At 68.5% G+C, this 15,488-nt stretch carries 14 protein-coding genes; 8 read left to right on the top strand and 6 right to left on the bottom strand.

The features are described from left to right. Positions 1-10: 10 nt before the first annotated feature. The gene (xseA, locus tag PV764_RS04790; RefSeq protein WP_421116249.1) at positions 11-1,351 is read right to left on the bottom strand and encodes an exodeoxyribonuclease VII large subunit; all 1,341 of its coding nucleotides are present in this window, start codon (positions 1,349-1,351) and stop codon (positions 11-13) included. 61 nt (positions 1,352-1,412) lie between these two features. Further along, positions 1,413-2,501 carry a tRNA epoxyqueuosine(34) reductase QueG gene (gene queG / locus PV764_RS04785; RefSeq protein WP_046273216.1) on the bottom strand — a complete coding sequence of 363 codons (1,089 nt, stop codon included), beginning with the start codon at positions 2,499-2,501 and terminating at the stop codon, positions 1,413-1,415. A gap of 72 nt (positions 2,502-2,573) precedes the next feature. On the opposite strand from queG, the gene PV764_RS04780 reads away from it, so the two are divergent. The 6 genes from PV764_RS04780 (at position 2,574) to PV764_RS04755 (ending at position 10,132) form a co-directional block, all read left to right on the top strand. After that, positions 2,574-4,052 carry an NAD(P)H-hydrate dehydratase gene (locus PV764_RS04780; protein ID WP_421116248.1) on the top strand — a complete coding sequence of 493 codons (1,479 nt, stop codon included), beginning with the start codon at positions 2,574-2,576 and terminating at the stop codon, positions 4,050-4,052. A 2-nt stretch (positions 4,053-4,054) separates the two neighbouring features. Continuing rightward, a complete protein-coding gene (tsaE, locus tag PV764_RS04775; protein WP_019182806.1) occupies positions 4,055-4,537 on the top strand; it encodes a tRNA (adenosine(37)-N6)-threonylcarbamoyltransferase complex ATPase subunit type 1 TsaE in 483 nt (160 codons plus the stop codon). Between the two features lie 82 nt (positions 4,538-4,619). Then, the gene (locus PV764_RS04770; RefSeq protein ID WP_421116247.1) at positions 4,620-6,236 is read left to right on the top strand and encodes an N-acetylmuramoyl-L-alanine amidase; all 1,617 of its coding nucleotides are present in this window, start codon (positions 4,620-4,622) and stop codon (positions 6,234-6,236) included. Between the two features lie 104 nt (positions 6,237-6,340). Next, entirely contained in the window at positions 6,341-8,215 is a 1,875-nt protein-coding gene (mutL, locus tag PV764_RS04765) for a DNA mismatch repair endonuclease MutL (RefSeq protein ID WP_421116246.1), read from the top strand. 10 nt (positions 8,216-8,225) lie between these two features. Then, entirely contained in the window at positions 8,226-9,167 is a 942-nt protein-coding gene (locus PV764_RS04760; protein ID WP_019182809.1) for a DUF1684 domain-containing protein, read from the top strand. Positions 9,168-9,169: 2 nt separating this feature from the next. Beyond that, positions 9,170-10,132, top strand: a complete 963-nt coding sequence (locus PV764_RS04755) for a TraB/GumN family protein (RefSeq protein ID WP_019182810.1) — start codon at positions 9,170-9,172, stop codon at positions 10,130-10,132. Between the two features lie 102 nt (positions 10,133-10,234). On the opposite strand, the gene phaR is transcribed toward PV764_RS04755, so the two are convergent. The 3 genes from phaR to gluQRS all read right to left on the bottom strand — a co-directional run bounded on the left by phaR (position 10,235) and on the right by gluQRS (position 12,655). Further along, positions 10,235-10,774: a polyhydroxyalkanoate synthesis repressor PhaR gene (phaR, locus tag PV764_RS04750; protein WP_019182811.1), complete on the bottom strand. Its 540-nt coding sequence runs from the start codon at positions 10,772-10,774 to the stop codon at positions 10,235-10,237. A 181-nt stretch (positions 10,775-10,955) separates the two neighbouring features. Next, on the bottom strand, positions 10,956-11,696 hold the full coding sequence (gene phbB, locus PV764_RS04745; protein WP_019182812.1) for an acetoacetyl-CoA reductase: 741 nt from the start codon (positions 11,694-11,696) through the stop codon (positions 10,956-10,958). A 53-nt stretch (positions 11,697-11,749) separates the two neighbouring features. Further along, the gene (gene gluQRS / locus PV764_RS04740; RefSeq protein ID WP_421116245.1) at positions 11,750-12,655 is read right to left on the bottom strand and encodes a tRNA glutamyl-Q(34) synthetase GluQRS; all 906 of its coding nucleotides are present in this window, start codon (positions 12,653-12,655) and stop codon (positions 11,750-11,752) included. Positions 12,656-12,748: 93 nt separating this feature from the next. Here gluQRS and htpX point away from each other — a divergent pair, with 93 nt between their 5' ends. Then, positions 12,749-13,621 carry a protease HtpX gene (htpX, locus tag PV764_RS04735; RefSeq protein ID WP_019182814.1) on the top strand — a complete coding sequence of 291 codons (873 nt, stop codon included), beginning with the start codon at positions 12,749-12,751 and terminating at the stop codon, positions 13,619-13,621. A gap of 113 nt (positions 13,622-13,734) precedes the next feature. Here htpX and PV764_RS04730 read toward each other — a convergent pair whose 3' ends face one another. After that, positions 13,735-14,562: an inositol monophosphatase family protein gene (locus PV764_RS04730; RefSeq protein WP_019182815.1), complete on the bottom strand. Its 828-nt coding sequence runs from the start codon at positions 14,560-14,562 to the stop codon at positions 13,735-13,737. A gap of 119 nt (positions 14,563-14,681) precedes the next feature. Between PV764_RS04730 and PV764_RS04725 the strand changes: the two genes are divergently transcribed. Beyond that, entirely contained in the window at positions 14,682-15,455 is a 774-nt protein-coding gene (locus tag PV764_RS04725) for an RNA methyltransferase (protein WP_019182816.1), read from the top strand. The last annotated feature ends 33 nt before the right edge of the window (positions 15,456-15,488 follow it).

The following is a 15,488-nucleotide window of genomic DNA, read 5'->3' as shown; positions in this document are numbered from 1 at the left end:
GCGCGCTGGGTCAGCGCGCCGGTTCGTTGACCGTTACGTCGATCACGCCGTCCTGCACGCGTGCCTTGAGCGTATCGCCGGGGCGCACCTGTAACGGCGAACGCACCAGGCTGCCATCGTCCTCGCGGGTCAGGATGGCGTAACCGCGCGCGACGGTAGCCAGCGGGCTGACCGCTTCCATCGAACGGGCGAGCGCGCGCAGGCGCAGATTGTCGCGCTGCAGCTGGCGGCCGATCGCACTGTCCGCACGCGGCAGCAGCCGTTGCAGGCGCTCACGCAGGGCATCCAGCCGGCGCTGCGGGTGACCGCTGCGCAGTACAGCCGCGGCGTGGCGCAGATGGGCCAGGCGGCCCTGATGCTGTGTCGTCCACGCTGCGTGCAGGCGACGCGCGACATCCTGCTGGCGGCGCTGCAACAGCTGCAGGCGTGATTGCGGGCTCTGTGCGTTGAGGCGCAGCAGGGCGCGGTCCGCGCGCTGCATCGCTTGCCCGAGGCTGTGCCGCTGCAGCTGTGCCAGGCGCGCATCCAGGCGGCGCACGCGCAGCAGCAGGTCGCGCTGGTCGGGTACCAGCAGTTCGGCCGCGACCGAGGGCGTGGGCGCGCGCAGGTCGGCGGCGAAATCGGCGAGGCTGAAGTCGGTTTCGTGACCCACCGCAGAGACCACCGGTGTCTGGCTGGCGGCAATCGCGCGGGTCAGCTGCTCGTCGTTGAACGCCCACAGATCTTCCATCGAGCCGCCGCCGCGGGTCAGCAGGATGACATCGTAACGGCCGCTGGCATCGGCCGAACGCAGCAGCGAGGTCAACTGCGCGGCGGCGCTGTCGCCCTGCACCAGGCTGGGCAATAGATCCACTTCCAGCATCGGGAAGCGCCGTTCCAGCACGCTCAGCACGTCGCGCACCGCCGCGCCGGTGGGCGAGGTGATCACCGCCAGGCGGCGCAGATGGGCCGGCATCGGCCGCTTGCGCTCGGGCGCGAACAGGCCCTCGGCCTCCAGCCGCGCCTTGAGCTGCTCGAAGGCGCGGCGCAGGGCGCCTTCGCCGGCTTCTTCCATGTGGTCGAGCACCATCTGGTACTCGCCGCGGGCTTCGTACAGGGTCAACCGGCCCCGCGCGAGCACGCGCATGCCTTCGCGCGGCACGAACTTCAGCCACTGGCTCTTGGGCTTGAACAACGCCGCGCGGATCTGCGAGCGCGCGTCCTTCAGCGTGAAATACATATGGCCCGAGGCCGGGCGGGTAACGCTGCCCAGTTCGGCTTCCACCCAGATCAGCGGGAACGCGCCTTCCAGCAGGTCGCGGGCCAGGATGTTGAGCTGGCTGGGCGTGAGAATCTGCGCGCTGCGGTCCATGGGGGGCATCAGGCCAAACGGTACGAACGGGGGGCCATGGTCGCACGTCGGCGGCGATGCTTCATCCCGCGGTGGCGCGGTCGGCGTGCTGCTGCAGGGCCCAGGCCACATGCTCGCGCACGATCGCCGAAGGGTGCTCGCGCCGTGCCTGCAGCGCGGCCAGGGTCTCGGCATGGGTCGGCGCATTGCCCAGCGCCACGGCGATGTTGCGCAGCCAGCGTTCATGCCCGCTGCGGCGGATCGGGCTGCCTTCGGTGCGGCGCAGGAACTCGTCTTCTTCCCAGGCGAACAGCTGGGCGAGCGAGGCAGTGTCCAGGTCATTGCGCGCGCGGAAATCCGGCTCGTCGGTGCGCTTGGCGAACTTGTTCCAGGGGCAGACCAGCTGGCAGTCGTCGCAGCCGTAGATGCGGTTGCCCATTGCGGTGCGCATCTCCTCGGGAATCGCACCGTCATGTTCGATGGTGAGATAGGAAATGCAGCGGCGTGCATCCAGGCGGTGCGGGGCGATGATCGCCTGGGTCGGGCAGACATCGATGCAGCGCGTGCAGGTGCCGCAGTGCGCGCTCGCGGGTGTATCCACCGGCAGCGGCAGGTCGATGTAGATCTCACCGATGAAGAACCACGAACCGCCCTGCTTGTCGATCAGGCAGGTGTGCTTGCCGATCCAGCCCAGCCCGGCATTGCGCGCGAGGGCGCGCTCCAGCACCGGGGCCGAATCGACGAACACGCGGTAGCCGAAGGGACCGATCTCGGCGGCGATGCTGTCGGCGAACTTCTGCAGCCGGTTGCGCATCAGCTTGTGGTAATCGCGGCCCAAGGCGTAGCGCGCTACGTAGGCGCGGTCGCCATCATGCAGGGTGTTCCAGGCTTCGGCGTCATCCTTGTGGCCGTAATCCATGCCGACCGAGATCACCCGCACCGTGCCCGGCAGCAGTTCATCCGGCCGCGCGCGCAGGGTGCCGTGCCGCGCCATCCACTCCATCGTGCCGTACAGGCCCTTGCCCAGCCAGTCGGCCAGGTGGGCTTCGTCCTCGCGCAGATCGATCCCGGACACGCCGCAGCGCTGGAAGCCATGCACGCGCGCGATCGCACGGATGCGGTCGGCGGCGCGGGCCAGGTGGACGGGGGCGGGGAGGGGGACGGCGGACATGGCCTGGGCGGAAACGGAGCCTGGGAAGGGCGCGGCAAGGCTGCGCCTGGGCGACAAGTATAGAATCCCGGCATGCCCGAGCTTGCTGAACTGTTCGATATCGCCGCCGCGCGCCGCCTGGATGCGCAGGCCAGCGCCCTGCTGGGCGATGGGGGAGCCTCGCTGATGCAACAGGCCGGCTTGGCCGCCTTTCACTGCCTGCTGGAGCGCTGGCCACAGGCGCAGCGCATCGGCGTGGTGGTGGGGGCCGGCAACAACGGCGGCGATGGCTATGTGCTGGCCGGTCTGGCCCGTGCAGCCGGCCGCCAGGTGACGGTGCTGCGGCTGGCGACCGATGCCCCGGCCACGACGTTGTCGCAGCAGGCCGAGCAGGCGTTCATCGCCGCCAGCGGTGCCGTGACGCATTTCGATGGCCGCCTGCCGCAGGTGGACCTGCTCGTGGACGCGATGTTCGGCATCGGCCTGAACCGCGCGCCAGCCGGTGGGGCGGCCGATCTGATCAACGCGATCACTGCCTCGGGCCTGCCGGTACTGTCGCTGGACGTGCCCAGTGGCGTGGATGCGCAGACCGGTAACGTGCCGGGCGTCGCCATCCGCGCCACGGTCACGCTGCAGTTCATCGTGCGTCACCAGGGGCTGTATACCGGCGCGGCGCTGGAGCATGTTGGCGGGCGCCGGCTGGCCGCGCTGGAACTGCCCGCCGGCGCCGACCAGGGCGTGCAGCACAGCGCCGAGTGCTGGCAGCAACCACGCCTGCGCGCACAATTGCCGGCCCGCCGCGCCAACACCCACAAGGGCGAATCCGGCCACGTGCTGTGCGTGGGCGGCAATCTCGGCAGCGGCGGCGCGGTGATGCTGGCCAGTGAATCGGCATTGCGCGCGGGCGCAGGGCTGGTGAGCGTAGCGACCCGGGCAGCGCATGTCGCACCGCTGCTGGCGCGGCTGCCCGAAGCCATGGTGCATGCCGTCCAGGATGCGCAGGACCTGCAGGCGTTGCTGCCACGCGCCGGAGTGATCGCGATCGGGCCGGGCCTGGGCCAGGACGACTGGGCCCACGAACTCTGGCGGCAGGTGCTGGCCAGCGGCAAGCCGCTGGTGATCGATGCCGATGCCCTGAACCTGTTGGCCAAGGCACCGCAGCCGCTCGGTGATGCGATCCTGACCCCGCACCCGGGCGAGGCCGCGCGCCTGCTCGGGTTGAGCACGGCGCAGGTGCAGGCGGACCGCTTCACTGCCGCCAAAGCGCTGGCCGACCGGTTCCACGCGGTGGTGGTGCTCAAGGGCGCCGGCAGCGTGGTCGCCGCGCCCGACTCGGTGCCGCGGGTGATCGCCGCCGGCAACCCCGGCATGGCCGTGGGTGGCATGGGCGACCTGCTCACCGGCATCATTGCCGCCCTGCGTGCGCAGGGCCTGGGCGCGTTCGATGCGGCCAGTACCGGCGCTTTGCTGCACAGCCTGGCCGGCGATGCCGCCGCCAGTGACGGCCAGCGGGGCCTGCTTCCCACCGATCTGCTGGCGCCGCTGCGCCGGCTGGTCAATCCGGACGTTTGAACATGATCGAGTTTTTCCTCGCGCAGACCCAGGACACCGACCTGCTCGGGCAATGGCTGGCCGCGACCCGTCCGCCGCAGGCGGTGATGCAGCTGCAGGGCGACCTGGGGGCTGGCAAGTCCACCCTGGCCCGCGCCCTGCTGCGCGCGCTGGGCGTGCAGGGCGCGATCCGCAGCCCGACCTACACCCTGGTGGAACGCTACCCGCTGGCCGACGGGCACGAGGCCTGGCATCTGGATCTGTACCGGATCGGCAATGCGCAGGAGCTGGATTTCCTGGGGCTGGACGAGGGCAGCGCCTCGCTGTGGCTGGTCGAATGGCCCGAGCGCGGCGCCGGTGCGCTGCCGCCGACCGATCTGGAAGTCGCACTGGAGATCCATGGTCAGGGGCGGCGCGCCCGGCTCACGGCGACCAGTCCTGCCGGTCGCGAATGGCTCGAACGGCTCCCCCAAGGGGGCGACTTGCAGGCCCTTTCTGTCGGCTGACACTAGGAACCACCGGCAGGTTACGGATTATTAAGGGAAAAGGAGTTGCATTTCATTCAGCGCGGTGATTGAATCCAGACCCATGCCAATGGGGAAATCACTCACCGCCATCTGCACTGCCGTCGGACTCTGTCTGGCGAGCGCGCTGTCGTGGGCGGGCGAAGTCCGCCAGGTGGCCGTGGAGACCGGTGCGACCGGTACCCGTGCGGAGATTTCGCTGGCCGGCAGCGGGGGTTACAAGACCCTGTCCCTGGCCGGTCCGAACCGCCTGGTGGTCGATTTCCCGGACTCCAGCGCGATCCGCAACCTCAAACTGCCGGCGCCCAAGGGTGTGGTCACGGCGGTCCGAACCGGGCAGCCGGTGCCGGGCACGTTCCGCGTGGTGTTCGACCTGGCCGAATCGGTCGCGCCGTTCCGCCCGCAGATGATCAAGCAGGGGGATCAATCGCGGCTGGTGATCGAGTGGCCGGGCGATGCGCCAACGTCCACCCGCGTGGCCAGCGCGCCGACCCCGACACCTGCTGCTGCGTCTTCGCCGACGCCTGCGCCACCGGCGTCCACGCCGGCCGCAGCCGCTCCGACCCCCGCGCAGGCCGCTGCCCAATCCGCACAGGCGCGCAGCGATGCCGCGCGCGCCACCGCCTTGCTGACCGCCTCGGTGCGCCAGCAGGCCAGCGCCACCGTCGCCACCTCGGCACCGGCGCCGGGCCCGGCGGCGACCACCGCCACCACCGTCAACGTGGCCGCTGCCGGCACCGCCAATGCCGCCAGCAACAGCGCTTCACCGGCCGCCATCCTCGCCGGTCAGTCGACCACGGCCGTGGTCGCCAGTGCGCCGGTGCCCACCCCGGTGCCGACGCCCACCCCGGTGACGCCGCAGGAGAACCCGCGTCCGGCGATGCCCAGCGACGCCTCGCGGGTGAAGATGCGTGCCGGCATGCGCCCGCTGGTGATCGCGATCGACCCGGGCCACGGTGGACAGGATCCCGGCGCGGTCGGCCCGACCGGCAAGCGCGAAAAAGACATCACCCTGGCAGTGGCGCGTGAACTGGCCCGCCAGGTCAACGCAACGCCCGGCCTGAAGGCTTACCTCACCCGCGACAGCGACGTGTTCATCCCGCTGCCGATGCGTGCGCAGAAGGCGCGCGCCGCCAAGGCCGACATGTTCATCTCGATCCACGCCGATGCCGCCGAGAACCGCGCGGCCACCGGTTCGTCGGTCTACGTGCTCTCGACCAAGGGCGCGTCCTCGCAGCGTGCGCGCTGGCTGGCCGACAAGGAAAACGCCGCCGATCTGGTCGGTGGCGTGCGCCTGCAGCAGACCGAAGGCACCCTGGCCAACGTGCTGCTGGATCTGGCCCAGAGCGGTTACATGAAGGCCTCCGAAGACGCTGCCGGGCATGTGCTGGGCGGCCTGAAGCGGATCGGCAAGAACCACAAGCCCAACATCGAACGGGCCAACTTCGCGGTGCTGCGCACCTCGGACATGCCGGCGATGCTGGTCGAAACCGCGTTCATCTCCAACCCGGATGAAGAGCGCCGCCTGATCGATCCGGCCTACCAGCGCCAGATCGCGGGGGCCGTGCTTGATGGCGTGCATACCTTCTTCAGCCGCCAGCCGCCGCCGGGCACCCTGTATGCTGCGCGCGCCCAGGCCGAGATCGACGCCGCCGGTACCGTGGCGGGCGGCAGCAAGTAAGCCCGCCAGCCACCGCCCCGCGCACGCTATCATCACGGGATGACGTCTGTTTCCCGAATCCCCCTCGCCGCTGCGCCCCTCACCTCCGTCAGCCGGAGGTGCGCATGAGCATCCGCCAGCTTCCCGAGATCCTGATCAACCAGATCGCCGCTGGCGAAGTGGTCGAGCGGCCCGCGTCCGTGGTCAAGGAACTGGTCGAGAACGCGCTGGACGCCGGCGCCACGCGGGTTGATATCGACCTGGAAGAGGGCGGCGTGCGGCTGATCCGCATCCGCGATGACGGCGGTGGCATTGCACCGGAAGAGCTGCCGCTGGCGGTGTCGCGCCATGCGACCAGCAAGATCGCCAGCCTGGATGATCTGGAGTCGGTGGCCACGCTCGGCTTCCGCGGCGAAGCGTTGCCGTCGATCGCCTCGGTCAGCCGCTTCACCCTGAGCTCGCGCCGTGCCATCGACGAGCACGGCTCGGCGTTGCAGATCGAAGGCGGCCGGCTTGGCGAGGTGACCCCGCGCGCGCATGCGCCGGGCACCACGGTCGAAGTGCGCGAGCTGTTCTACAACGTGCCGGCCCGCCGCAAGTTCCTGCGCGCCGAGCGCACCGAGCTGGGCCATATCGAAGAGTGGCTGCGCTCGCTCGCGCTGGCGCGGCCGGATGTCGAGCTGCGCGTGTCGCACAACGGCAAACCTTCGCGCCGCTACAAGCCCGGCGATCTGTACTCGGACGCGCGCCTGGGCGAGACGCTGGGCGAAGACTTCGCCAACCAGGCGCTGCGCGTGGACCACAGCGGTGCCGGCCTGCGCCTGCACGGCTGGATCGCGCAGCCCCATTACTCGCGGGCCAGCACCGATCAGCAGTACCTGTACGTCAACGGCCGCTCGGTGCGTGACCGCAGCGTCGCCCACGCGGTGAAGATGGCCTACGGCGACGTGCTGTTCCATGGTCGCCAGCCGGCGTATGTGCTGTTCCTGGAGCTGGACCCGACCCGTGTCGACGTCAACGTGCATCCGGCCAAGCATGAAGTGCGCTTCCGCGATTCGCGCCTGATCCACGATTTTGTGTACCGCACGCTCAAGGAAGCGCTGGCGGAAACGCGCGCCGGCATGACCGCTGCCGGCACGCAGGTGCACGCCACGGAGAGTGCCGCGACCGCGGCGCCGGCCTACGGTCTGCCGTCGTCAGGCAATGGGGGCTATGCACTCGCCGGCAGTGGTGGCGGTGGGGGTGGCATGGGCGGCGACTGGCGCCCGCAGCAATCGCCACTGGGCCTGCGCGTGGCCGATGCCCCCTCCGCCTATGCGGCGCTGTATGGCGCGCCCGGTGGCACCGCCGCCGGCGGCAGCCTGCCGCCGATGCCAACCGAAAGTGGTTTGCCAGTCACGGCGGCCGACAGTGGCGTACCCCCGCTGGGCTATGCGATCGCGCAGCTGCATGGCATCTACATTCTCGCCGAAAATGCCGAAGGCCTGATCGTGGTGGACATGCATGCCGCGCACGAACGCATCGGCTATGAGCGCCTGAAAACCGCACACGACGGCATGGGCCTGCATTCGCAGCCGCTGCTGGTGCCGATCACCCTGGCGGTCGGCGAGCGCGACGCCGACACCGCCGAACGCGAAGCGGAGACCTTGACCTCGCTGGGCTTTGAAGTCACCCGCGCCGGCCCCGGCTCGCTGCACGTGCGCAGCATTCCCGCCCTGCTGGCCAATGCCGAGCCAGAGGCGCTGCTGCGCGATGTGCTGACCGACCTGCGCGAGCATGGCCAGAGCCGTCGCATCGCCAGCGCCCGCGACGAACTGCTGTCGACCATGGCCTGCCACGGCGCGGTGCGCGCGAACCGGCGCCTGACCGTGCCGGAAATGAACGGCCTGCTGCGCGACATGGAAATCACCGAACGCTCGGGTCAGTGCAATCACGGCCGGCCGACCTGGGCCCGTTTTTCGCTGGCGGAAATCGACCGCTGGTTCCTGCGCGGACGTTGAGAGGACGGTCATGGGCAAGCACTGGGGAGTGTGGGCGGCGGTATTGCTGCTGGCAGTGAGCGTGTCGGGATGTGGCGAAAAAGCGGTGGATGCCCCTGCGAAGGTGGCGATCGATCCAGCCTTCGAGGCCGAACAGCAGCAGTGGCGCCAACAGCGCTACGAGCAACTGCATGCCGCCGACGGCTGGACCAGCCTGGTCGGCCTGCATTGGCTGGAATACAAAGCGCATTACATCGGTCGCGGCCCGGGCAGCGGCATCCGCCTGGCGGTCGGCCCGGACAAGCTGGGCATGGTCGCGCGCGAGGGTGACACCGTCTGGTTCACGCCCGAGCGTGGGGTGGCGATGCAGGTGGATGGCAAGCCGGTCACCGGCCGCATCCGCTTCTTCAGCGATCGCGATCCGACCCCGACCGTCATCGCCTTCGACGACGGCAAGGGCCGACTCAGCCTGATCCATCGCGGCGAGCGGTTCGCGCTGCGGGTCAAGCACGCCGACGCGCCTTCGCGGACGAACTTCACCGGCTTGACGTACTGGCCGGGCGGCGCGTCGTGGCGCGTCACGGCGCGCTTCGTGCCGCACCCGGCCGGCCAGACGCTGCCGATCGTGGACATCACCGGCCTGACCACGAACATGCCCAATGCGGGCGCCCTGGAGTTCGAGCGGGACGGCCGCACCTGGCGGCTGGAAGCCATCGGCGAGCCGGGTCGCGCGCTGTTCGTGATCTTTGGTGACCGTACCAGTGGTCACGGCAGTTATCCGGCCGGCCGTTATCTGGATCTGCCTGCGCCGGATGACCAGGGCCGCGTGGTGATCGATTTCAACCAGGCCTACAACCCGCCGTGCGCGTTCACGCCCTTTGCCACCTGTCCGCTGACGCCCCCTGAAAACCGCCTGGACCTGCGCGTGGACGCCGGTGAGCAGGCGTACCACGCCCCCGAAGGAGAGGCTTGAACATGTCGATGTTGTCGCGTCTGTTGTCCCCGTTGCTGATTGCTGCGGGCCTGTTGGCCGGCACGGTCAGCGCCGACGCGCGCCCGGTCGCGCCGCGTGCACCCGCAGCCGCCAAGGCCAGTCCGCCGGTTCCACTGCTGTGGAAGGTCACCGGCCCGGGCGACAGCCGCGTGTACCTTCTGGGCTCGTTCCATCTGCTGCAGCCCACGGACTACCCGCTGTCGGCGGATGTCGACCAGGCCTTCGCCGCCTCGCAGCGGGTGGTGTTCGAACTCTCGCCGCAGGACATGGAGTCGCCCGAACTGGCACAGAAGATGGTGCAGGCGGCGATGCGTACCGATGGCTCGGAACTCAAGCGCGACCTCGATGCGGCCACTTGGACCCGGCTGCAGGCCTATGCGCAGGAAAACAAGCTGCCGCTGGCCCAGTTGCAGGGCATGAAACCGTGGTTCGTCGGCCTGACCATCACCCTGAGCCAGTTCACCAAGATGGGCCTGGACCCGGCGCTGGGGCTGGACCGGCATTTCATGACACGGGCCGCCAGCGCGGGCAAGGCGACTGCCGGTCTGGAGGATATCGACACGCAGATCGCGGTGCTGTCGGGCATGTCGGCCAAGGAACAGCAGCAGATGGTGGCCGAAGCCCTCGAGCAGGCCGGCAAGGGCGATGAAATGGGGCGCAAGCTGCACGATGCCTGGCGCCGCGGAGACGACAAGCTGCTGTGGACCTCGATGGCCACCGAGATGCGCGGCCAGTACCCGCAGCTGTACAAGCGCATCAACACCGACCGCAATGATGCCTGGGTGCCGAAGCTGCAGCAGCACCTGCAGGCCGGGCAGGGGGGCACGCTGGTGGTGGTCGGCACGCTGCATCTGCTGGGCAACGATGGGGTCGTGGAGAAGCTGCGCGCCAAGGGATACAAGGTCGAGCGCGTCTGCACCGGTTGCGCCAAGCCCAAGCGCTGAGGGCATCGGGCACAGGGGCGTCGACAGTGACGCCTGGCCCCGGAACGAGAAAAGGCGCGGCCCGGAGGCTGCGCCTTTTTCTTTTCTGCAGCGGAACCGGTCTCAGCGGCGGGTCTTGCCTGCGCCCGGCGCCGGGGTTTCCGGCTTCTTGCCGGTTCCCGTGCCGGTACCGGTACCGGTTCCGGTGCCGCCCGGGCGGCCGCCGAAGCCGGTGCCCATGTTGCGCTGGAAGTCCTGCCACATTTCCATGTTGCGCTCGGTCAGCTGGTTCATCATCGCCCACGGGGTCTGGCCGAGCAGATTGCCCATCTGCTGGCGGAACTGCTGCTGCTGGTCCAGGAAGACCTGCATGCTGCGCTCCAGGTAATTGCCCATGAAGCCCTGCAGCGAATCGCCATAGAAGCGGATCAGCTGGCTGAGCAGCTGGGTGGACAGCATCGGTTCGCCGTCCTGTTCCTGGTCGGCGATGATCTGCAGCAGCACCGAGCGGGTCAGGTCATCACCGCTCTTGGCATCGCGCACCTCGAAGTCCTCACCATCCAGGATCAGCTGGCGCACATCCTCTATGGTGATGTAGCTGGAGATTTCCGTGTCGTAGAGCCGGCGGTTCGGATACTTCTTGATAATGCGGGTCGCAGCCATGAAGCAGTCACTCATCACAGTAGGCGCGCAGCATGGCGCAGTGCAGCAGCCTATGCAACCGCCATAAGTAGCAAGGGCCCGCATTTATGTTGCGCAGCATAGGGTGCAGCAATTTGGCCCTTCGCCCGCCGTTGGCACGCGCATCCCGCCCGGTCCGCGCGCCCTCGGCGCAGCGCCGCCCTTACCACCCCATGTGGTGGCCACCGTTGATGTCCAGGTTGGAGCCGGTGATCCAGGAGGCCTCCTCGTTGACCAGGAACGCCACCGCGTAAGCGATTTCCTCCGGCTTGCCGAGGCGGCCGGTAGGAATGTCGGCGATGATCTTGGCGCGCACTTCGTCCGGCACGGCCATCACCATGTCCGTTGCCACGTAGCCCGGAGAGATGGTGTTCACGGTGATCCCGAAACCCGCGTTCTCACGGGCCAGGGAAATGGTGAAACCGTGCATGCCGGCCTTGGCCGCCGCGTAGTTGGCCTGGCCGTACTGGCCCTTCAGGCCGTTGATCGAGCTGATCTGGATGACCCGGCCCCAGCCGCGGCGGCGCATCCCCTCGATCACCGGGCGGGTGACGTTGAACACCGAGTTGAGGTTGGTGTTGATGACATCGTGCCACTGGTCCGCACGCATGCGATGGAACGTGGTGTCGCGGGTGATGCCGGCGTTGTTGATCAGGATCTCGACCGGGCCCAGCGCCGCTTCGACGGCCTGCACCATGCTTTCGGCTGTGTCCGGCTCGGATACATCGCCCGGAAAGATCGCCACATCGCAGCCGCGGGCCAGCATCTTCTCGCGCCAGGCCTTGGCCTTGGCCTCGTCACGGTAGTTGGTGGCGACCCGATGGCCCTGGTCGGCCAGGCGTTGGCAGATGGCAGTACCGATACCGCCGGTACCACCGGTGACCAGTGCGACGCGAGATGTCATGAGCAGCTACTCCGAAAGGCAGGGCCAACAAGGGGGAACAGGATTCTGCAACATCAGCGGGCAAAAGGGGCAGCCCCGTCAGCCGCTTGCCGCATGGGGATGTCGCCCGGTGGCAATCGCACCGGATCGAAGCAGGCCGCCGCCTGGTGCAGCCAACCGGAAACGTCCTCGACACCCGCGCCGATCGCCGGGTCCTGGCCGAGCTGCGCCCAGGCCCGGCGCAGGGCCGGCAGCGGGTCGGCAGGGTCGATCGGCAGTGCGGCCTCGGACTTGGAGAGCTTGCGCCCATCGGGACCCAGCAGCAGCGGCAGATGCAGGTAGCGCGGGGTCGGCAAGCCCAGCGCCTGCTGCAACAGGATCTGGCGTGGGGTGGAGTCGAGCAGGTCCGCGCCCCGGACCACGTCGGTCACGTGCTGCGCGCCATCGTCGACCATCACCGCCAGCTGATATGCCCAGTAACCGTCGGCCCGGCGCAGCACGAAGTCGCCGACCTCGGCGTGCACGTCCTGCACGATCCGGCCCTGCAGGCCGTCCTCGAACCCCACCACGCTGCCTGGCGGTACCCGCAGCCTCACCGCCGGTTGCGCACGCGCGGCGCGGGCCACGCAGTGGTGATGGATGCCGCCCTGCGCGGCCAGCTCGCTGCGGCTGCAATGGCAGGCGAACGCCTTGCCCTCGCGCAGCAGCCGGTCCAGCGCCGCCTGGTACAGCGCGCCGCGCTGGCTCTGGTGGACGATCGGCCCGTCACTGCACAGCCCGAAGGCTGCCAACACGGCCAGTTGGCCGTTCACCGCACCGGGCACCGTTCGAGGAGGATCGACATCCTCCACCCGCACCAGCCAGCGGCCGCCGGCATGGCGCGCGAGCAGCCAGCTGCCCAGCGCCGCCAGCAGCGAGCCGGGGTGCAGCGGGCCGGTGGGCGAGGGCGCGAAGCGCCCGCAATAGGAGGAATCGGACATGGACTATGAATCGTCGGTCAGTTTGCGACTTGAATTCAAGCTGAAGTCCCCGCAGATTTGCAGTCATCAACCTCCAACGAGCGTCCTTTTCCCATGTTCAGTCGCATTGCTCTCTTCCTGCTGACCAACTTTGCGGTGCTGATCCTGGCCGGCATCGTGATGTCGGTGGCGGGCGTCAATCCCAACCAGATGAGCGGCCTGCTGATCTTTGCAGCGATCTTCGGCTTCGGTGGCTCGTTCATTTCCCTGCTGCTCTCCAAGTTCATGGCCAAGCGCTCCACCGGCGCGGTGGTGATCACCGAGCCGCGCAACCAGACCGAACGCTGGCTGCTGGCCACGGTCGAGCGCCAGGCCCGTGAAGCCGGCATCGGCATGCCCGAAGTGGCCGTTTACGACGGTCCGGAAATCAACGCCTTCGCCACCGGCGCCAACCGAAACAAGGCGCTGGTCGCGGTCTCCACCGGCCTGCTGCACAACATGAGCGAAGACGAAGCCGAAGCCGTGCTGGGCCATGAAATCGCCCACGTCGCCAACGGCGACATGGTCACCATGGCCCTGCTGCAGGGCGTGCTCAATACCTTCGTGATCGTCCTGGCCCGCATCGTCGGTGGCTTCATCGACAGCGCCCTGTCCGGCAACCGCGAAGGCGGCGGCCGCGGCTTTGCCTACTACATCATCGTGTTCGTCCTGGAAATGGTGTTCGGCCTGTTCGCCACCATGATCTCCATGTGGTTCTCCCGTCACCGCGAGTTCCGCGCCGACGCCGGTGGCGCGCACCTGGCCGGCCGCCAGAAGATGATCGCCGCCCTGGAGCGCCTCAAGGTCAACCACGGCCAGAGCACCCTGCCGACCCAGATCGCCGCCTTCGGCATCGCCGGCGGCGCCGCCAGGAAGCTGTTCATGAGCCACCCCCCGCTGGACGAGCGCATCGCCGCCCTGCGCGCTGCCAACAACACCGTGGTGTGATCCGCACCGCGATGCGCTGACTACAACGCCCGGCTTTCGCCGGGCGTTTTTGTTCCCACACACAACAACGGCGCCCGAAGGCGCCGTCGTCATGCAGACCAGAACCAGCCCGATCAGAACTTCGCGTCGAACTCGGCCGCGTAGCCGGTATTGACCAGCACCTTCTGCAGCGCATCGCTGATCTTCACATTGCCGGCAACGATCTGCTGGGTTTCCGGACCACGGCTGTCCATGCGGGCCGGCGTGGCGCCCTTGAAGTCGCATACGCGGCCACCGGCTTCGCGGACCAGCAGCACACCGGCGGCGATATCCCAGGCCTTCACGCCGGCCTCGAAATACGCGTCGGCACGGCCACAGGCCACGTAGGCCAGATCCAGCGCGGCCGAGCCCGTGCGCCGCACGTCTTCGGCCTGCACCAGCAGCGCGTCCACCGCCTTCAGCTGTGCACTCGTGCGCTGGCGCTCACGCGGGGCAAAACCGGTATGGATCATCGCGCCGCCCAGATCCTTGCGCTCGGCAATACGGATACGGCGGTCATTGAACACCGCGCCGGCACCCCGGCTGGCGGTGAACAGCTCATTGCGGAGCGGATCGAAGATCACCGCGTCGATCGGCTCACCGTTCTCGACCAGGGCGATGGAGACGCAGTAATGCGGGAAGCCGCGCAGGTAGTTGCTGGTGCCGTCCAGCGGATCGATGACCCACATGTAACGGTTGACCGACTGCACGCCACCTTCCTCACCCATGATCCCGTACTCGGGATAGGCGCGCTTGAGTTCCTTGACGATGACCTTTTCCGCATCTGCATCGACTTCACTGGCATAGTCCATGCGGCCCTTCTGCACGACGTTCAACGCCTCGAGCTTGTTGATGTTGCGCAACAGGACGTTGCCGGCGAGGCGGGCGGCCTTGACCATGACGGTGACGGCGGGTTTCTGCATGGCGAAAAGCTCCCGTAAAGGCAGAGTAGGGGTTTGGCGGGGGAAAAGAGCGGTCCCGGCGCAGAGGCCGGTCGCACAGTTTACCATTTGTCGCTGTCCTGCTCGCATTTGGCCCGTTCATGTCCGTAGAAACCGCTCCCGCCCGCATCCGCTTCGTCCTGGTCGGCACCCAGCACCCCGGAAACATGGGGGCGGCCGCACGGGCCATGAAAACCATGGGGCTGGGCCGCCTGGTCCTGGTCGCGCCCGAGAAACCGCTGGATGAGGAGGCCTTCCGCCGCTCGGCCGGCGCCGAGGATGTCCTGGGCGATGCCCCGGTGGTGGCGACCCTGGCCGAGGCCGTGGCCGACTGCCGCTTCGTGTTGGGCTGTACCGCCCGCTCGCGCCGGGTCCAGCTGGAAGAACTGCTGCCGGCCGTGGCCGCCCAGCGCGTGCTGGCCAAGGCCGCCGAACCGGCCGAGGTGGCCTTCGTGTTCGGCCGCGAGCGCACCGGCCTGACCAACGAAGAGCTGCAGCTGTGCCATGCCGCCGTCCATATCCCGTCCAACCCTGAGTTCAGCTCCTTGAACCTGGCGGCCGCTGTCCAGGTCCTGGCCTACGAAGTGCGCATGGCGATCCTGGGCGCAGCCGATGCGCCGGTCGCCGCGCCGGCCGAGCCCGGCTTCGGCGAAGCCCCGGCCAGCCATGCGCAGGTCGAAGGCCTGTTCGGCCAGCTTGGCGACACCCTGGATGAAATCGACTTCCACAAGGGCCGTGCGCCTGAATCGGCGATGCGCAAGCTGCGCCGCCTGTTCCTGCGCACCGAACTGAGTGAACAGGAAGTGCGCCTGCTGCGCGGCATCCTGTCCGACGCACAGCGCATGGCGCGATTGGCGACCAACAAGCCTCTGTAAGCTGACGCAGTTCTCATTTTTTCGGGTAGTCTG

Origin of the sequence: Stenotrophomonas sp. AS1 (genome assembly GCF_048957655.1) — a bacterium.
Classification (GTDB): domain Bacteria; phylum Pseudomonadota; class Gammaproteobacteria; order Xanthomonadales; family Xanthomonadaceae; genus Stenotrophomonas; species Stenotrophomonas bentonitica_A.
This window is presented reverse-complemented; position numbering and strand designations above follow the sequence as displayed.

What these genes read in the sequence shown, in the direction of transcription:
- tsaE (WP_019182806.1), top strand. Translation starts at nt 4,055, where the DNA reads ATGATCGAGTTTTTCCTCGCGCAGACCCAGGACACCGACCTGCTCGGG.
- PV764_RS04770 (WP_421116247.1), top strand. Translation starts at nt 4,620, where the DNA reads ATGCCAATGGGGAAATCACTCACCGCCATCTGCACTGCCGTCGGACTC.
- mutL (WP_421116246.1), top strand. Translation starts at nt 6,341, where the DNA reads ATGAGCATCCGCCAGCTTCCCGAGATCCTGATCAACCAGATCGCCGCT.
- htpX (WP_019182814.1), top strand. Translation starts at nt 12,749, where the DNA reads ATGTTCAGTCGCATTGCTCTCTTCCTGCTGACCAACTTTGCGGTGCTG.
- PV764_RS04730 (WP_019182815.1), bottom strand. Translation starts at nt 14,562, where the DNA reads ATGCAGAAACCCGCCGTCACCGTCATGGTCAAGGCCGCCCGCCTCGCC.
- phaR (WP_019182811.1), bottom strand. Translation starts at nt 10,774, where the DNA reads ATGGCTGCGACCCGCATTATCAAGAAGTATCCGAACCGCCGGCTCTAC.
- PV764_RS04780 (WP_421116248.1), top strand. Translation starts at nt 2,574, where the DNA reads ATGCCCGAGCTTGCTGAACTGTTCGATATCGCCGCCGCGCGCCGCCTG.
- queG (WP_046273216.1), bottom strand. Translation starts at nt 2,501, where the DNA reads ATGTCCGCCGTCCCCCTCCCCGCCCCCGTCCACCTGGCCCGCGCCGCC.
- gluQRS (WP_421116245.1), bottom strand. Translation starts at nt 12,655, where the DNA reads ATGTCCGATTCCTCCTATTGCGGGCGCTTCGCGCCCTCGCCCACCGGC.
- PV764_RS04725 (WP_019182816.1), top strand. Translation starts at nt 14,682, where the DNA reads ATGTCCGTAGAAACCGCTCCCGCCCGCATCCGCTTCGTCCTGGTCGGC.
- PV764_RS04755 (WP_019182810.1), top strand. Translation starts at nt 9,170, where the DNA reads ATGTCGATGTTGTCGCGTCTGTTGTCCCCGTTGCTGATTGCTGCGGGC.
- phbB (WP_019182812.1), bottom strand. Translation starts at nt 11,696, where the DNA reads ATGACATCTCGCGTCGCACTGGTCACCGGTGGTACCGGCGGTATCGGT.
- xseA (WP_421116249.1), bottom strand. Translation starts at nt 1,351, where the DNA reads ATGGACCGCAGCGCGCAGATTCTCACGCCCAGCCAGCTCAACATCCTG.
- PV764_RS04760 (WP_019182809.1), top strand. Translation starts at nt 8,226, where the DNA reads ATGGGCAAGCACTGGGGAGTGTGGGCGGCGGTATTGCTGCTGGCAGTG.